Origin of the sequence: Sphaerisporangium sp. NPDC051011 (assembly GCF_040653595.1) — a bacterium.
Taxonomy (GTDB): domain Bacteria; phylum Actinomycetota; class Actinomycetes; order Streptosporangiales; family Streptosporangiaceae; genus Sphaerisporangium.
The window spans coordinates 1-15,890 of sequence record NZ_JBFAGG010000019.1 but is presented as its reverse complement, the minus strand read 5'-3'; the positions used below and the strand labels follow the sequence as shown (position 1 = coordinate 15,890).

Annotated in this window: 10 protein-coding genes; 2 read left to right on the top strand and 8 right to left on the bottom strand. The window is 71.0% G+C overall.

The annotated features are described in order from the left end of the window. Window positions 1-26: 26 nt before the first annotated feature. The 7 genes from AB0H21_RS33765 to AB0H21_RS33735 all read right to left on the bottom strand — a co-directional run bounded on the left by AB0H21_RS33765 (window position 27) and on the right by AB0H21_RS33735 (window position 7,956). On the bottom strand, window positions 27-461 hold the full coding sequence (locus tag AB0H21_RS33765) for an ester cyclase (protein ID WP_358525007.1): 435 nt from the start codon (window positions 459-461) through the stop codon (window positions 27-29). 49 nt (window positions 462-510) lie between these two features. After that, entirely contained in the window at window positions 511-1,305 is a 795-nt protein-coding gene (locus AB0H21_RS33760) for an SDR family oxidoreductase (RefSeq protein WP_358525005.1), read from the bottom strand. Continuing rightward, on the bottom strand, window positions 1,302-3,071 hold the full coding sequence (locus AB0H21_RS33755; RefSeq protein WP_358525003.1) for an ABC transporter ATP-binding protein: 1,770 nt from the start codon (window positions 3,069-3,071) through the stop codon (window positions 1,302-1,304). Before AB0H21_RS33755 ends, AB0H21_RS33760 begins: the two co-directional genes overlap by 4 nt. Continuing rightward, window positions 3,068-3,925, bottom strand: coding sequence for an ABC transporter permease (locus AB0H21_RS33750; protein WP_358525001.1), 858 nt, complete (start codon window positions 3,923-3,925; stop codon window positions 3,068-3,070). Before AB0H21_RS33750 ends, AB0H21_RS33755 begins: the two co-directional genes overlap by 4 nt. Before the next feature lie 49 nt (window positions 3,926-3,974). After that, window positions 3,975-4,913: an ABC transporter permease gene (locus AB0H21_RS33745; protein ID WP_358524998.1), complete on the bottom strand. Its 939-nt coding sequence runs from the start codon at window positions 4,911-4,913 to the stop codon at window positions 3,975-3,977. A 6-nt stretch (window positions 4,914-4,919) separates the two neighbouring features. Next, on the bottom strand, window positions 4,920-6,638 hold the full coding sequence (locus AB0H21_RS33740; RefSeq protein ID WP_358524997.1) for an ABC transporter substrate-binding protein: 1,719 nt from the start codon (window positions 6,636-6,638) through the stop codon (window positions 4,920-4,922). A 445-nt stretch (window positions 6,639-7,083) separates the two neighbouring features. Further along, a complete protein-coding gene (locus AB0H21_RS33735) occupies window positions 7,084-7,956 on the bottom strand; it encodes a LysR substrate-binding domain-containing protein (protein ID WP_358524994.1) in 873 nt (290 codons plus the stop codon). 505 nt (window positions 7,957-8,461) lie between these two features. Here AB0H21_RS33735 and AB0H21_RS33730 point away from each other — a divergent pair. Further along, window positions 8,462-12,049, top strand: coding sequence for a CARDB domain-containing protein (locus AB0H21_RS33730; protein ID WP_358524991.1), 3,588 nt, complete (start codon window positions 8,462-8,464; stop codon window positions 12,047-12,049). A gap of 122 nt (window positions 12,050-12,171) precedes the next feature. Here the strand turns inward: AB0H21_RS33730 and AB0H21_RS33725 are convergent, their stop codons facing one another. Then, complete coding sequence (locus AB0H21_RS33725; protein WP_358524988.1) at window positions 12,172-14,910, bottom strand: exo 1,3/1,4-beta-D-glucan glucohydrolase; 2,739 nt, start codon at window positions 14,908-14,910, stop codon at window positions 12,172-12,174. Between the two features lie 531 nt (window positions 14,911-15,441). Here AB0H21_RS33725 and AB0H21_RS33720 point away from each other — a divergent pair. Continuing rightward, window positions 15,442-15,633 carry a hypothetical protein gene (locus AB0H21_RS33720; protein WP_358524986.1) on the top strand — a complete coding sequence of 64 codons (192 nt, stop codon included), beginning with the start codon at window positions 15,442-15,444 and terminating at the stop codon, window positions 15,631-15,633. Window positions 15,634-15,890 lie beyond the last annotated feature (257 nt).

Here is a 15,890-nt window from a genome sequence, read left to right as displayed (position 1 = left end):
GTGGACGGGCCGCGGGGGCCGGCCGGTCAGGGGGTGAGCTGGGACAGGATGCCGAGGCGGTCGGGCAGGACCGCGTACTCGACGATGCGGCCGTCGCGGAAGCGGATCGTGCTGATGCTCACGCCCGTGAAACGACGGCCGCTCGGTGGGGCGCCGAAGACCACGCCGCGCTGCACGCCCTCGATCGTCCAGTACACGACCACCCGGTCGTCCTCGGCGACGGTGTCGGTGACCGTCGCCGTGACGCCCTCCACGGCTCCGCGCAGCCACGTTATGTGCTCGACGAACCCGGCAGGGCCGAAGGTGCCTCCGGCGGGGACGGCGGTGTCGCGGCCGTCCTCGGCGATGATCTCGTCGAGCACCTCGAGCTTCCCTTGGGTGATGACCTCCTCGTAGAAGCGCCGCGCCACCGCCTTGTTGATCTCCGTGGTGGGGGCGCCGGTGATGTCCGCCGTCGTCATGGCATGGTCCTTTCGGTCGGAGTGGGGCAACAGGTGGGGAATGCCGTGGTCAGCGGGCTTCGGGCAGGGGCAGGAGGCCGAGGCTCGCGTCGAGGCCGCCGTCGACCACCAGCGCGGTGCCGGTGATGTAGGACGCGGCCGGGGAGATCAGGAACCAGACCGCCTCGGCCTGCTCACGCGGCTCGGCGAACCGCTGCAGCGGGATGTTCCTCGCGATCAGGGACAGCAGGGCGGGGTTCTCGTGCACCCCGGCCGTGATGCGCGTGCGGGTCAGGCCGGGCGCGAGCGCGTTGACGCGGATGCCCTGCACGGCGTAGTCCAGCGACGCCGCCCTCACCAGGTTGAGCAGCGCTCCCTTGGAGGCGTTGTACGCCCAGTTGCCCGGGTCCGCCCGGATGCCGGCGACCGACGCCGTCACGACGATGGACCCGCCCCCGGACGCGCGCAACGCGGGCACGACCGTCCGGATGCCGAGGATCGGCCCGCGCAGGTTGACCGACAGGATGCGCTCGGCGGCGTCCAGCGCGCCCGGGTGCTCCAGCGGGAGCGTGCCGCCGACGCCGGCGTTGAGCACCGCGCCGTCCAGCCGCCCGAACCGTTCGAGGGCGAGCGCGACCGCCGCCTGGTTGGTCTCCTCGGTCGACACGTCGCCGCCAAGGGTGACGATCCGGTCGTTCCCGGCGAACGCCTTCAGTCCGGCCTCGTCATGGTCGACCGCGACGACGCCGGTGCCGCGCTCGGCGAACAACTCGGCGGTCGCCCTGCCGATCCCGGAGGCCGCGCCGGTCACGACGACCGCGCGGGACGGCTCGGGGGATCCGGGCTCGATGGTGTTCGAGGTCATCTGATGCCTTTCGTGTCGCGGTCTGTGTCGGTGGCTGTGTCGGTGTCGGTGAGCGTGGGTGCGGCGTCGTGCCAGGCCGTGTCCAGGCGGGGGACGGCGGCGAGCAGGGCGGCGGTGTACGGGTGGCGCGGCGCGCGGAACACGGTGTCCACCTCGCCGACCTCGACGATCGCGCCGTCCTTCATGACGGCCACCCGGTCGCACACCTGGCGGACGACGCCGAGGTCGTGCGAGATGAACAGCAGGGACAGCCCGGTCTCGCGCCGCAGCCGGGCCAGCAGGGCGAGGATCTGCGCCTGCACGGTCACGTCCAGCGCGGACACGGGCTCGTCGCACACCAGCACCTCGGGCCCGGGGGCGAGCGCGCGGGCGATGGCCACGCGCTGCCGCTGCCCGCCGGAGAGCCGGGCGGGCCCGCGTCCGAGGAACCCCGCGTCCAGGCCCACCGCGGCGAGCAGTTCGGCGACCCGCTCTCGTCTCGCTCCCCCGCCCGAACCGAACCGGCCGCGCACGCCGGGGCCAGGCCGCCCGCCCTCCGGCCCGTTCGCGGACGCACCGGGGCCGAGGGCTTCGGCGATGACCTGTTCGACGGTGAAACGCGGGTCGAAGGAGCCGAGCGGATCCTGGTCGACGAGCTGGATCCGGGACCGGCGGGCGCGGCGGTCCCTCTCGCGCAGACCGCTCCACGGCTCGCCGTCGAGCAGCACGGACCCGGCGTCCGGGTCGAGTTCGGCGAGGACGAGGCGGGCCGTGGTGCTCTTCCCCGATCCCGACTCGCCGACGATCCCGAGGGCCTCCCCGGCCGCGAGCGTGAACGACACGTCGTCCACGGCCGTCCGCCACCGGCCGTCGAGCGAGCGGAACCGCTTGCGCACACCCCGGACCTCCACGACGGCCCCCGCGCCGCCGGCCGCCGGACGCGGAGGCGGGCCGGCGTCCAGGCTGGGGACGGCCGCGAGCAGGGCGGCGGTGTGCGGGTGTTCTGGCCGGGTCAGCACGTGGGCGGCCGGGCCCGCCTCGACCACCTCGCCGGCGCGCATGACGGCGATGTGGTCCGCCATGCGCGCCACCACCGCGAGGTCGTGGCTGATGAGCAGCAGCGCGGTGCCGGCGTCCTTCATCTGCTGGAGCAGGTCGAGCACCTGGGCCTGGACGGTGACGTCGAGGGCGGTGGTCGGCTCGTCGGCGATGAGCAGGGACGGGCGCGCGGCGATGGCCGAGGCGATGAGCGCGCGCTGCCGCAGGCCGCCGGACAGCTCGTGGGGGTACTGGAGGAGCCGCTCCTCGGGGTCGGGGACGCCGGCGTCGGCCAGCAGCCCGATCACCTGCTCCTCCAGGTCGTCGCGGGTGGCGAGGCCGTGCACCTCCAGCGGCTCGGCGACCTCGTCCCCGACCCTGCGCAGGGGGTCCAGCGAGCCGAGCGCGTCCTGCAGGACGTACCCGATGCGGCGTCCGCGCAGGCGCCGCCATTCGCGGCCGCTCAGCCGCGTCAGGTCGCGTCCCTCGAAGGCGAGGGTGCCGGCGCGGACCGTGGCCCCCTCCCCGGCGAGGCCGAGCAGGGTGCGGGCCGTGACACTCTTGCCGGAGCCGGACTCGCCCACCAGCGCCAGGCACTCCCCCGCCCGCAGCGTGAGGCCGACGTCGCGGACGGCGCGCACGAGGCCGTGGCGGGTGGCGAAGTCCACCGACAGCCCGGCGATCTCGACCAGCGGCGGGACGGCCCCGGCCTCCTCGGCGTCGAGGATCTTCCCCGCGGTCTCGGTCATCGGGCGTCACGGCCTTCGTAGCGGTCGCGCAGCGCGCGGCCGAGGACGGTCACGGACATGACGGTGAGGGTGATGGCGGCGCCGGGGAACAGCGCGTAGGTCCACGCGGCGTCGAGATAGGCGCGGGACTGGGCGAGCATCGAGCCCCATTCCGGGTCAGGCGGCTTGGGACCGAGGCCGAGAAAGCTGAGCGACGCCCCCGCGATGATCGCGGTCCCGGCGTTCACGGTGGCGAGGACGAGCAGCGGCGCCAGCACGTTGGGGACGACGTGCCGGAGCACGACGCGCGTCCTGCGCACGCCCAGGTTGACGGCCGCGCGCACGTAGGCCGAGTCGCGGACGACGACGGCGCGCACGCGGACGACCCGGGCGAACCCGGGCGCGAGGGAGATGGTGATCGCCACGGTGACGTTGACCGTCCCCGGGCCGAGCACGGCGACGACGAGCAGCGCCATCAGCACGCTGGGGAACGACAGCAGGACGTCGGCGACCCGCATCGCCGTCTCGTCCACGACCCGGCCGCCGAGCGCGGACAGCAGCCCCCACGCCGAGCCGGCGAGGCCCGCGAGCACCGTGGACCCGAGGCCGACGAGCAGCGAGGAGCGGGCCCCGTGCACGACGCGGGCGAGGATGTCGCGGCCGAGCTGGTCGGTGCCGAACGGGTGGCCGTGGCCGGGCGGGCGCAGCGCGACGGCGGGGTCCACCGCGTTGGGGTCGCCCGCGAGCAACCAGGGGACGAGGGCGGCGGCGCAGACCAGCACGAAGAACGCCCCCGCCAGGAGCACGACGGGCCGGAGCGTACGCGCGCGGAGGGCGCGGCCCGCAGCTGTTCCGTCCGCCACGGGGGCGGTCACGAGGTCACCCGCCGCGGATCTGCCGCGCGGAGGCATGCCGAGGGGGAGGTCACAGGGCCACCTGCCGCATCCGCGGGTCCACGACCCGGTACAGCAGGTCGATCCCGGTATTGATGAGGGCGAACGTCGCGGCGGCGAGGACGACCACGCCCGTGACCACGGGAAGGTCACGTCCCTGCACGGCGGACACGACGACCTGGCCGATGCCCTGGCGGGCGAAGACCGTCTCCACGACGACGACCCCGCCGAGCAGCTCGCCGAGCGCCCATCCGGACAGGGTCAGCACCGGCAGCGCCGCGTGCCGCAGGGCGTGGCGCAGGCGGACGCGGTTCTCGGTGGCGCCCCGGGAGCGGGCGGTGAGGGTGAACGGCTGCTCCAGCGCGCGCTCGACGCCCTCGCGGGTGACCTGGGACAGCACCCCCGCGATGGACAGGCCCAGGGTGAGCCAGGGCAGGACGAGCCCGGCGACGCCGTCCTCGCCGAGGACGGGGAACCAGTGCAGGTGGAAGGAGAAGGCGGCGAGGAGCAGGGTGCCGATCCAGAAACCGGGCGTGGAGATCGAGCAGAACTCGAAGGCGCGGGCGAGCGCGCGGGTGCTGGGCCGCCCGGCGGTGAGCAGGGCGAGGGCGGTCGCGAGCGTGAGGCCGAGGGCCATGGCCCCGAGCGCGAGCGCGACGGTGGCCCCCAGCTGCTCGGTGATCACGCCGCCGACGCCCTGGTTGAGCTGGTACGACCGGCCGAGGTCGCCGCGCAGCAGCCGCCCGAGGAAGATCGCGTACTGGACGGGCAGCGGTCGGTCCAGGCCGTACTGGGCGCGGATCGCGTCCAGCACGGCCGGCGTCGCGCTGGCCTGGACCCCGCCCGCGATGGCGCGGGCGGGGTCGCCGGGCACGAGCCGCATCCCGAGGAAGGCCAGCGTCGCCGCGCCCCACAGGACGAGGACGATCTGGGCCGGCCTGCGCAGCAGCCAGCGGGCCAGAGGCGGCATCGGCGGTCAGGCCTTCAGCCAGGCGCCGTGGAACTCGGGGTAGGTCTGCGCGTCGAAGGCGACGCCCTGGACCTTCCCGGACAGGCCGGTGAGCGCGACGGGGGTGTAGAGCGGCAGCACGTACGCCTTGTCGAGCACCTCGCGCTGGACCGCGGCGTAGTCGCGGGCGGCGGTCGCGGGGTCGGAGGTCTCGGCGGCCTCCTCCACCCACGTGTCGATCTCCGGCGAGTTCACCAGCGCGACGTTGCCGCCGGCCTTCTCGTAGGTGTTGCCGGAGGCGAAGGCGAAACGCAGGACGTCGGGCGTCGGCCGGGCGAAGCTCACGTCGACCAGGTCGTAGTCGCCGCCGATGAGGTATTTGCTGACGAACGCGCCGGTGTCGACCGTCGGGCGCTCGATCTTGATGCCCGCCAGCTTGGCCTGCGCCTGGATGCCCTCGGCGAGGACGTCGCGCTGCTCCTTGTTGCCCTCGGCCCAGTATGGCCAGGTCAGCGCGAGCACCTTGCCGTCCTTGACGCGGTAGCCGTCGGGGCCGGGCTTCCACCCGGCCTCCTCCAGCAGCCGTCCGGCCTCGGCGGGGTCGTAGGACGCGAGGGCCTGCTCGGCGGAGGCGTCGTACCCGGCGGTGGCCGCGCTGAGCGGGTTGCGCACGGCCTTGTAGTAGCCGAAGTAGATGTTCTTGACGAGCTCCTCGACGTTGACGGACGCCGACAGCGCGCGGCGGACCCGCACGTCCTTCAGCGGGCCGCGGGTCTGGTTGAGGTAGAGGTTGTAGTTGAGGCCGGGCGTCTCGGTCACCGTGAGCCCGAAGCCGGGCAGCGACTTCAGCGTGCGCGCGTCCACGGGCGGCACGCCGGCGATGCCCTGCACCTGGCCGCTGGTCAGCGCGCCGTAGCGGGTGGCGTCCTCGGAGACGAACTCGAACGCCAGCCCGTCGAGGTAGGCGGCGCCCGCGTGGGAGGCCCCTTCCCGCGCGGAGGAGTACCCGGCGTACTTCTTGAGGGTGACGCGCTTGTCCTTCTCCCAGGAGACGAACGAGAACGGCCCGGTGCCGACCGGCTGGTACTGCTCGACCGGCTTGGCGAGCGCGGCCGGGCTCTGGATGCCCAGGTACGGGACCGACAGCGCCTGCAGGAACGGGGTGAACGGCCGCGACAGCGTGACCTCGACGACCAGGTCGCTCACCGCCCGCGCCTCCTTGTAGGGGGCGATCAGCGACGCGGCGTACGCCGACTTGGTCTTGGGGTCCACGACGTGGTCCAGCGACGCCTTGACGGCCGCCGCGTCGAGCGGGGTGCCGTCGTGGAACCTGACGCCCTCGCGCAGGGTGAAGGTGTACGTCGTGCCGTCGGCCGAGACCGTCCACCGCTCGGCGAGCCAGGGGGCGAACGCGCCGGGGCCGGTCTGGAAGACCAGCGAGTCGAAGATGTTGCGGTCGATCAGCCCGGTGACGGCGGTGGCCGCCACGGCGGGGTCGAGCGAGACCTGGGTGCCCGCGATGGCGTAGCGCAGCGTGCCGCCGGAGACCGGACCGGCGGCGGGCGCCCCCGCCGTCCCCTTCGTCTCCGGGTCCGCGCCGCCGCGCAGGGCGATGACGGCGACGGCGGCCACGACGACTACCGCGAGGACGACGACGAGGACCGCGGGGCGGCGCGAGCGCAGCCGTCCGCGGCTTCTGGGGGGATTTTCTTCGGTGCGGGATTCCGGGGTTTCCGTCGATGACATGGAACGGCCGTTTCTGTCGCGGTGGGGCAGGCGGGCGAAAAGACGTGATCGCCGCGCGGCGGCACGGCGCCGTGGGAACGCCGGGTCGCGATGGGACATGACGCGGGCACGGCATGACGAGACACCGGAACCGCTGTTGCCTTGAATTCCCCCGAATTACCGCCCGGTCCCCCCTGGGACGGGCGGGCCGCCCGTGGTCACGTGGGCTCGCGCCGGTTCACGTCGACACGGCAGGGGGCCCTGTGCGGCGATATTCAAAGGCCATGAACGGATCACACCATAATGAAGGACGCCAGTCAACGGCGCTTTCCGTGCATTACCCGGATTCGCCGTTATTTCTTCCGGAGATCGGCCGGTAATTCGATTTCCTGATGTATTGCGATTTAAATTTGTGATGCCATCGGGCACGCCGGGGCCGGGGTCACGGGGAATGGGCCCGGGGCGGTCAGGCGAGCGCGGCGTGCTCGGGGACGAGCGAGCCGAAGAACTTGCGCAGGACGGCGGCGGCCGTCTCCTCGATCCTCGGGTCGAGCCCCCGGCGGCGGGCGAGGCGCACGGCCACCGGCCCCTGCGGCGGCAGGCACGTCACCTCTTCGAGGCCGGGCGGGGCCGTGCCGGACGAGGGCAGCAGCGCGACGCCGAGCCCGGCGCGCACGCCCGCGAGGACGCCGTCCAGGTTGGTGGCCTCGGCGGGGACGGTGACGACCAGCCCCTCGCCCTCCAGTGCCCTCAGGGCCTGCTGCCGCAACCCGCACGGCTCCTGGAAGGCCACCAGGGGGAACCGCCGCCCCGCGATCGGCGGGGACCACCCGGGGGCGGCGAACCAGCGCAGCGGGAGCGCGCCGACCTCCACCCCGGGCACGGTGGTGGCGCCGAGGATCAGCGCCATGTCCAGGGTGCCGCGCGTGGTCGCCTCGGCGAGCTCGGTCGTGCGGTCCAGGCGGAAGACCATGTCGTGGCGGGGGAATGCGCCGCGCAGTTCGGTGAGGAGGTCGGGGAGCACGTGGTCGGCGGCGTCACCGGTGGCGCCGACGGTGAGCGTGGCGGGCCGCTCGACGCCGAGGCGGCCCATCGCCTCGTCGTGCGCGGCGAGCAGCCGGCGCGCCTCGGCGAGCAGGGTCTCCCCGGCGGCGGTGAACCGGGTGAGCCGGCCGGTGCGCTCGACGAGCGGACGGCCGACGACGCGCTCGAGGGCGCGGACGTGCTGGCTGACGGTGGGCTGGCTCGTCCGCAGGACGGCGGCGGCCCGTCCGAAGCCCCCACTGTCGGCGATGGTCACGAATGTGCGCAACTGTACAAGGTCCAAGAGGGCGGCCATGTCTGCATGGTATCCGAAAAACCCACTATTTCTACCTAGAATGTGGGTTAGCCCTCTAGTGAGGCACTTTCGGACGCCCATCACCCCGCGCCTGGTCCAACCGATTTTCCTGACAGCCCTCCACGGGGACATCTCCCGGTGACGGCGCTCGACTCCCCGCAGGACACGCGAATGCTGGGCGAAACGTGACTTTTCCACCCGTTGACGCGGCCGTAGCACGTATGTAACCTTTGGCCAACGCCCTGCAAGAATCGTGCAAAGCACTGTTATTTCTCTCTCTATTCTCCGCAACTTCTGGCTGGAGCGCACCGCGTCCGTGCACCCGCCCCGCCCCCATCCCCCCATGGAGGCCCCCGGTGATGTCGGCTACGGCATTGCGCGGACGATCGCCGCCTTCGCGCGGCCTCTCTCCCAGCGCTTTCCGTCCTCTGCGTTGAGATCAGCACCCCCCGCGGCCGGACCACCCGCCGCCCCTTTTCGTCCCTGACGAGAGATAGAGACCGTAATGAGTAAAAAGCATCCGGTGTTACGGCTGGTCGCGGCCATGCTCGCGTCCGGCCTACTCGTGTTGTTCGGGCCGGGCCTGCCCGCCACGGCGGCCGGCCCCAACCTCGCCGCCGGCAAGCCTGCCACCGAAAGCGGCCACGCCGACGTCTACGGAGCCGGCAACGTCACCGACGGCAACGCCGCGACCTACTGGGAGAGCGTCAACAACGCCTTCCCCCAGTGGGTCCAGGTCGACCTCGGCTCCGCCGTCAGCGTCAACCAGGTCATCCTCAAACTCCCCAACATCGCCGCCTGGCAGACCCGCACCCAGACCCTGTCGGTACTGACCGGCACCGCCAACCCCCCCACCACCACCACGGTCGGCTCCGCGGGCTACACCTTCAACCCGGCCACCGGCAACACCGTGACGATCAACTTCACGGCCACCACCGCCCGGTACATCCGCCTGAACATCACCGCCAACACCGGCTGGCCCGCCGGACAGATCTCCGAGTTCGAGGTCTACGGCCCCGCAAGCGGCGGCGACACCCAAAAACCCACCGCCCCGGGCAACCTGGCCTACACGCAGCCGAGTTCCGGCCAGATCCGGCTGACCTGGAACGCCTCCACCGACAACGTCGGCGTCACCGGGTACAACATCTACGCCAACAGTGCACTGCGCGGCAGCGTCGCGGGCAACGTGCTCACCTACACCGACGACCAGTCCGACACCGCCACCGTGTCGTACCACGTCACGGCCAAGGACGCGGCCGGCAACGAGTCCGACCCCAGCAACACCGTCACCCGCACCGGCTCAGGCAGCGGCGGCACCAACCTCGCCATCGGCAAGCCCATCACCGCCAACGGCTCGGTGTTCACCTTCGTGCCCGCCAACGCCAACGACAACAACCTCGCCACCTACTGGGAAGGCGCCGCCGGCTACCCCAACACCCTCACCGTCCAGCTCGGCGCCAACGCCGACATCAACCAGGTCGTCGTCAAGCTCAACCCCGACAGCATCTGGGGCCCGCGCACCCAGACCATCCAGGTCCTGGGCCGTGAGCAGAGCGCCACCGCGTTCACCGGCCTCACCAACGCCACCCAGTACAGCTTCAGCCCCGCCACCGGCAACACCGTGACCATCCCGGTCACCGGCCGCGTCGCCGACGTCCAGCTCAAGTACACCGGCAACTCCGGCGCCCCCGCCGGACAGGCCGCCGAATTCCAGGTCATCGGCACCCCCGCACCGAACCCCGACCTCACCGTGACGGCCCTGAGCGCCAGCCCGGCGTCCCCGGTCGAGACCGACGCCATCACGCTGACCTCGACGGTCAGGAACGGCGGCAACGCGGCCTCCGGCGCGACGAACGTCAACTTCTACCTCGGCACCACCAAGGTCGGGACGGCGAACGTCGCCGGGCTCGCCGCCGGGGCGACCGCGACGGTCAGCGCCAACATCGGCCCCCGTGACGCGGGCACCTACCAGCTCACGGCCAAGGTCGACGAGGCCAACTCCGTCATCGAGCAGAACGAGTCGAACAACAGCTTCACCAGCCCGACGGCGCTCACCGTCCGGCCGGTGGACAGCTCCGACCTGGTCGCCGCGACCACCTGGTCACCGGGCAACCCGGCCGCGGGCAACACCGTGACGTTCTCGACGACCATCAAGAACCAGGGCACCGTGGCCTCCGCGGGCGGCGGCCACGGCATCACGGTCACCGTCCTGAACGACGCGGGCACCGTGGTCAGGACCCTCACCGGCACCTACACCGGGGTCGTCGCCGTCGACGCGACCGTCGGCCCGGTCAACCTCGGGACGTGGACCGCGGCCAACGGCAAGTACACCGTCCGCACGGTGCTGGCCGACGACGCCAACGAGCTGCCGGTCAAGCGCACCAACAACACCTCCGACCAGCCGTTCTTCGTCGGGCGCGGCGCCAACATGCCGTACGACTACTACGAGGCCGAGGACGGCACCGTGGGCGGCGGCGCGGCCGTGGTCGGCCCGAGCCGCGACATCGGCACCATCGCCGGTGAGGCGTCCGGCCGCAAGGCCGTCACGCTGAACACCAACGGCGCCTACGTCGAGTGGACCACCAAGGCCAGCACCAACACGCTGGTCGCCCGGTTCTCGATCCCGGACGCTCCGGGCGGCGGCGGCATCAACTCGACGCTGAACATCTACGTCAACGGCCAGTTCCTCAAGCCGATCAACCTGACCTCGAAGTACTCGTGGCTGTACGGCAACGAGACCGCCCCCGGCAACTCGCCCGGAGCGGGCCCGCGCCACATCTACGACGAGGCCAACGTGCTGCTCGGGACCACCGTTCCGGCAGGCAGCAAGATCCGCCTGCAGAAGGACCCGGCCAACTCGACGACGTACGCGATCGACTTCATCAACCTGGAGCAGGTCTCGCCGATCGTCAACCCCGACCCGGCCAAGTACGCCGTCCCGGCGGGCTTCAGCCACCAGGACGTGCAGAACGCGCTGGACCGGGTGCGCATGGACAACACCGGCAGCCTGATCGGCGTCTACCTGCCCGCCGGTGACTACCAGACCTCCCAGAAGTTCCAGGTCTACGGCAAGGCGGTCAGGGTCGTCGGCGCCGGTCCCTGGTACACGCGCTTTTACGCTCCGACCTCCTCGGAGAACTCCGACATCGGCTTCCGCGCCGAGTCCTCGGCCAACGGCTCGGTGTTCACGGGCTTCGCCTACTTCGGCAACTACGTGACCCGCATCGACGGCCCGGGCAAGGTGTTCGACTTCTCGAACGTCGCCAACATGGTCATCGACAACGTCTGGGTCGAGCACCAGGTCTGCATGTACTGGGGCGCGAACACCGACAACATGACGATCAAGAACTCCCGCATCCGCAACACGTTCGCCGACGGCATCAACATGACGAACGGCAGCACGGACAACCTCGTGAGCAACATCGAGGCGCGGACGACCGGCGACGACAGCTTCGCGCTGTTCTCGGCGATCGACGCGGGCGGGGCCGACGAGAAGAACAACGTCTACGAGAACCTGACGGCCATCCTCCCGTGGCGCGCGGCCGGTGTCGCGGTCTACGGCGGGTACGCCAACACGTTCCGGAACATCTACATCGCGGACACGCTGACCTACTCCGGCATCACGATCAGCTCGCTGGACTTCGGCTATCCGATGAACGGCTTCGGCGCCGACCCGCCGACCAGGTTCGAGAACATCTCGATCGTCCGGGCCGGCGGCCACTTCTGGGGCCAGCAGACCTTCCCCGCGATCTGGATCTTCTCCGCCTCGAAGGTGTTCCAGGGCATCCGCGTCAACGACGTCGACATCGTCGACCCGACCTACAGCGGCATCATGTTCCAGACGAACTACGTCGGCGGGCAGCCGCAGTTCCCGGTCAAGGACACCATCTTCACGAACGTCTCGATCTCGGGCGCTCAGAAGAGCGGTGACGCCTTCGACGCCAAGTCCGGCTTCGGCATCTGGGTGAACGAACTGCCCGAGCCCGGCCAGGGCCCGGCGGTCGGCACGGCGACGTTCAACAACCTGCGGCTCGGCAACAACGCGCAGGACATCAAGAACACCACGTCCACCTTCACGATCGTCCGCAACTAGCCCCGCCCGCGGGACGCGCTCCCGCGGGCCGGACGGCAGGCGTTACGAGACGGGAAAGGGTGCCACCGGAGACTCTCCGGCGGCACCCTTCTCGTGTTCACGCGGTCAGGTCATGGGTCAGGTCAGTCGTGCAGGTCGGCGCAGTTGCGCGCGTCGGGGTCCTTGCCCGCCTTGGGCTCCCAGTGGACGTTGGCGAACGACGCCGAGAACGCGCCGTCGGTGTAGACGAGGAACGGCGTGTTGGTGTTCTCGAAGTCGAGGCCCGCGGCCGCGAAGCACGCCAGCGGGATCTTGACGGTCGCCTTGGTGCCGGTGGGAAGGTCCCGGAACAGCGAGGTGGCCACGACCTCCGAGGCGCACGGGTACACGCAGTGGACGCTCACCACCGTCCTCGCCGCCGGAGCCTGGTGCACGATCGTGTCGAAGACCAGGGCGCCGTCGGCGTTGAGGTAGCCGCGCAGGTCGCTGCCGCCGGCCGGGTCCTGCATGTAGATCTGGCCGGGCCCGGTGCCGGTCCAGGTCGCCTTGAGCCCGTCCTGCTGCACGTTGACGTCCGTGGGGACGACGTTGATCTCCGCGTGCGCGGCCGTCCCGTCCACGCCGATCTCGGTGCCGCCCCAGTTCTCGGGCGAGCCGATGAAGCTCTTGTACGGCGCGATGTCGGTCCGGTTGAAGATCTCCAGCGGGTCGGTCGCGGTGCCGCCGCCTCCGTTGGAGCCGCAGCCGGTCTCGGGGAGGGTCTCGTCCAGGTGCCCGATCGCGGAGTTCTGGCCGGAGCGCAGGCCGTAGCCCAGCGGGAACAGCGGGTCGTAGCCCTCGTCGCCCGCGTTGAGCGGGGTCTGGCAGACACCCTTCGGCCAGCTGTAGGACAGCTTGCCGGTGTAGCCCTCGTAGTGGCGCGAGGCGCGCACGAGCTGGTCGGCGACGCCGCCGCCCTCGGTGCCCGGCAGCCAGGCCGCGACGAACGCGTCCGAGCGGTTGATCTCCTTGTTCACCCACAGCGGGCGGCCGCTGACGTACACCGTGACGACCGGCGCGCCCTTTCCGTACACCTTGTCCAGGACGGCGAGGTCGCCGGGGTACATCTTGGCCGCCTCCAGGCTGCGCCGCCCGAGGTCGCCCACACCCTCGGCGTACGGCGTCTCGCCGATGACCGCGATCACCGCGTCGTAGGCCGAGGGGTCGACGCCGTCGGCGGTCTCGCTGAAGGTGACGTTCTGCGCGCCGAGCACCTCGCGCAGGCCGCCGAGGATGGTCGTGCCGTTCGGGAAGTCGGCGTTGGTGTTGCCGGTGCCCTGCCAGGTGAGGGACCAGCCGCCCGTCTGGTTCTGCAGGCTGTCGGCGCTCTTGCCGACGACCAGCACCTTCGAGCGCGGGGCGAGCGGCAGCACCCGGCCGTTGTTCTTCAGCAGGACCTGCGACTCGCGGACGGCCTCGCGGGCGAGCTTCCTGGCCTGAAGCGCGTCACCCGAGCGGGCGAAGGGGCGCAAGGACGGCTTGGGCGCCTCGAACACCCCGGCGCGCAGCTTGACCCGCAGGATGCGCCGCACGGCGTCGTCGATGCGCGCGACCGGGATCTGCCCGGACTCGACCTGGGCGATCGTGTTGGCGATGAACGCCTTCCAGTCGTACGGCACCATCACGACGTCGACGCCCGCGTTGATCGCGCGGGGGCAACTCGCGTTGGTGCAGCCCTCGACCTGGCCGATACCGTTCCAGTCGGTGACGACGACGCCGTCGAAGCCCATCTTCTGCTTCAGGATGTCGGTGAGGGCCTTCTTGCTGCCGTGCAGCTTGCCCTCGGCGATGCCGAGGTCGGCGTTGGTCCAGCTGTTGAACGACGCCATCACGGTCTGCGCGCCGGCCGCGAGGGCCCCGTAGTAGCCCTGGCCGTGGATGTTGATCATCTCGGCCTCGGACGACGGGTTCACGCCCTGGTCGACGCCGCGCGCGGTGCCGCCGTCGCCGATGAAGTGCTTGGCGGTGGCGATGACGCCCCTGCTGGAAAGGCCGTGGGAGTTCCCGCCCTGAAGGCCCCGCACGGCCTCGTAGCCGTATGCGCGGGTGATGCGCGGGTCCTCGGAGTAGCCCTCGTAGGTGCGGCCCCAGCGGTCGTCGCGGACGACGGCCAGCGTGGGCCCGAAGGTCCAGTCCTGGCCGGTGGCGCGGATCTGCGCGGCGGTCGCCTCGCTGATGTCGCGGATCAGGCACGGGTCGTGCGCGGCGCCGAGGCCGATGTTGTGCGGGAAGATCGTCGCGCCGTAGACGCCGTTGTTGCCGTGGACGGCGTCGATGCCCCAGATCACGGGGATCTTCGTCCGGGTGGCGACGGAGGCCTTCCAGTACGCGTCGGCGAGGTCCAGCCACGCCTTCTGCGACGCGTGCTTGTCGCGGCCGGGCCAGGAGCCGCCGCCGTTCAGCACCGACCCGATGCCGTACTGCCCGACCTCCTCGGGGGTGATCGCGACGATCTCGGGCTGCGTCATCTGCCCGACCTTCTCGGCCAGCGTCATCCCGGCGAGGATCTTCGAAATGCGCCTCTCGTCCGAGTCGCTCCGCTCGACCCTGCTCCTGACCTTCGGCCAGTCGGCGAGCGTGGGAAGGCTCCTCTCGATACGAGCACAGCCGTGCTCGGTCGCCGGCGGCCCGACGACGGGCTGCCGTGCGCCCGTCCCACCACCGGCCGTACTCGCCGTCGCGCCGGCCGTGCCGGCCTCTGTGCCGGTGGGACGAGCCGCTGTGACGGTCGTACCCGCCGAGGCCGCCTGGGGCAGCCCTGTCGTGCCCACGGCGAGCAGGGCGAGGGACAGCAGAGCCACGGCTCCGCGCCGGGCACCCGATCGGGTGAGATGTCGTGTCATGGAGGATCCGTTCTTCAGGCACGCCAGAGAATCGTGAGCGGCCCCCCAAGCCCGCGCACTGCGCCGATCTTGACCCTGTGAGTCCCAGGCGTCAAGACCACGCAAGAGCGCTCTCTCACCCCGGCACCCTCACAGGCACCTCACGTACAGAGGAATACGGCCTGCGACAACACGCCCGACACGCCTCCCCCACCCTCCTCGGGCCCGGCAACGGACGCAGAGCCGACCCGGGGATGAGAGCGCTCTCGACCGCACAGACCGCCCTCGTCACAGCCCCTCGATCAGGGCGTCCCACCGACACCGATCAGCTCACGACCTCTGCCCCCCTCCTTCTGCGCCCGGGGCGGGTTCGCCGACGGCAGGAGACACGACGCGGACGGAGGCGAAGTACCTGCCGGCCACGTCGACGTTGACTGATACCGGTACAACAACCGCTTTCTGCGCGCCACTCGCGTCACGGATACGGGCCTCGCTCCGCTCGGGCTGTATTGATTAAAAACATGACGACGTCTGGTTACGGATGGAGAACCGATGCTTAACGGCCACAGCGGCGGCGTGCTGGACCCCTCGCTGCCGGACGCAGAGCGTCTCCGTCTAACGGCGTGGGCTCAGGCGCTGGGCATCGAGCTACGCTACGACGGCCAGCGTACGACGTGGAAGACGATTCGACTGAACCCTGCTATGCGTGCCGACATTATTCAATTAACCACAAACTACTACTGAGCCTGCCTATACCGTACGGCAGTGATCTCTACACGGAGGGACTTTATCGTGGCGAAACTCGTTGCCAAGCTGATGGACCGCATGAGATTCGAGTACCAGACGCTTTCGCTCATAGATCTCGACGGCGCTAACGGCCGACCTGAGGGGAGTCCCAGGTTTGAGGGCTCTTCAACTTTGAGGGGGATGCCTCGCCTTATGCCGCTGGGTTGATCATGTGATGTGTGCATGCCAACCGTACGCGGCGGCGCTGGTTGTTG

What these genes read in the sequence shown, in the direction of transcription:
- AB0H21_RS33765 (WP_358525007.1), bottom strand. Translation starts at nt 461, where the DNA reads ATGACGACGGCGGACATCACCGGCGCCCCCACCACGGAGATCAACAAG.
- AB0H21_RS33725 (WP_358524988.1), bottom strand. Translation starts at nt 14,910, where the DNA reads ATGACACGACATCTCACCCGATCGGGTGCCCGGCGCGGAGCCGTGGCT.
- AB0H21_RS33755 (WP_358525003.1), bottom strand. Translation starts at nt 3,071, where the DNA reads ATGACCGAGACCGCGGGGAAGATCCTCGACGCCGAGGAGGCCGGGGCC.
- AB0H21_RS33720 (WP_358524986.1), top strand. Translation starts at nt 15,442, where the DNA reads ATGCTTAACGGCCACAGCGGCGGCGTGCTGGACCCCTCGCTGCCGGAC.
- AB0H21_RS33730 (WP_358524991.1), top strand. Translation starts at nt 8,462, where the DNA reads ATGAGTAAAAAGCATCCGGTGTTACGGCTGGTCGCGGCCATGCTCGCG.
- AB0H21_RS33740 (WP_358524997.1), bottom strand. Translation starts at nt 6,638, where the DNA reads ATGTCATCGACGGAAACCCCGGAATCCCGCACCGAAGAAAATCCCCCC.
- AB0H21_RS33745 (WP_358524998.1), bottom strand. Translation starts at nt 4,913, where the DNA reads ATGCCGCCTCTGGCCCGCTGGCTGCTGCGCAGGCCGGCCCAGATCGTC.
- AB0H21_RS33760 (WP_358525005.1), bottom strand. Translation starts at nt 1,305, where the DNA reads ATGACCTCGAACACCATCGAGCCCGGATCCCCCGAGCCGTCCCGCGCG.
- AB0H21_RS33735 (WP_358524994.1), bottom strand. Translation starts at nt 7,956, where the DNA reads ATGGCCGCCCTCTTGGACCTTGTACAGTTGCGCACATTCGTGACCATC.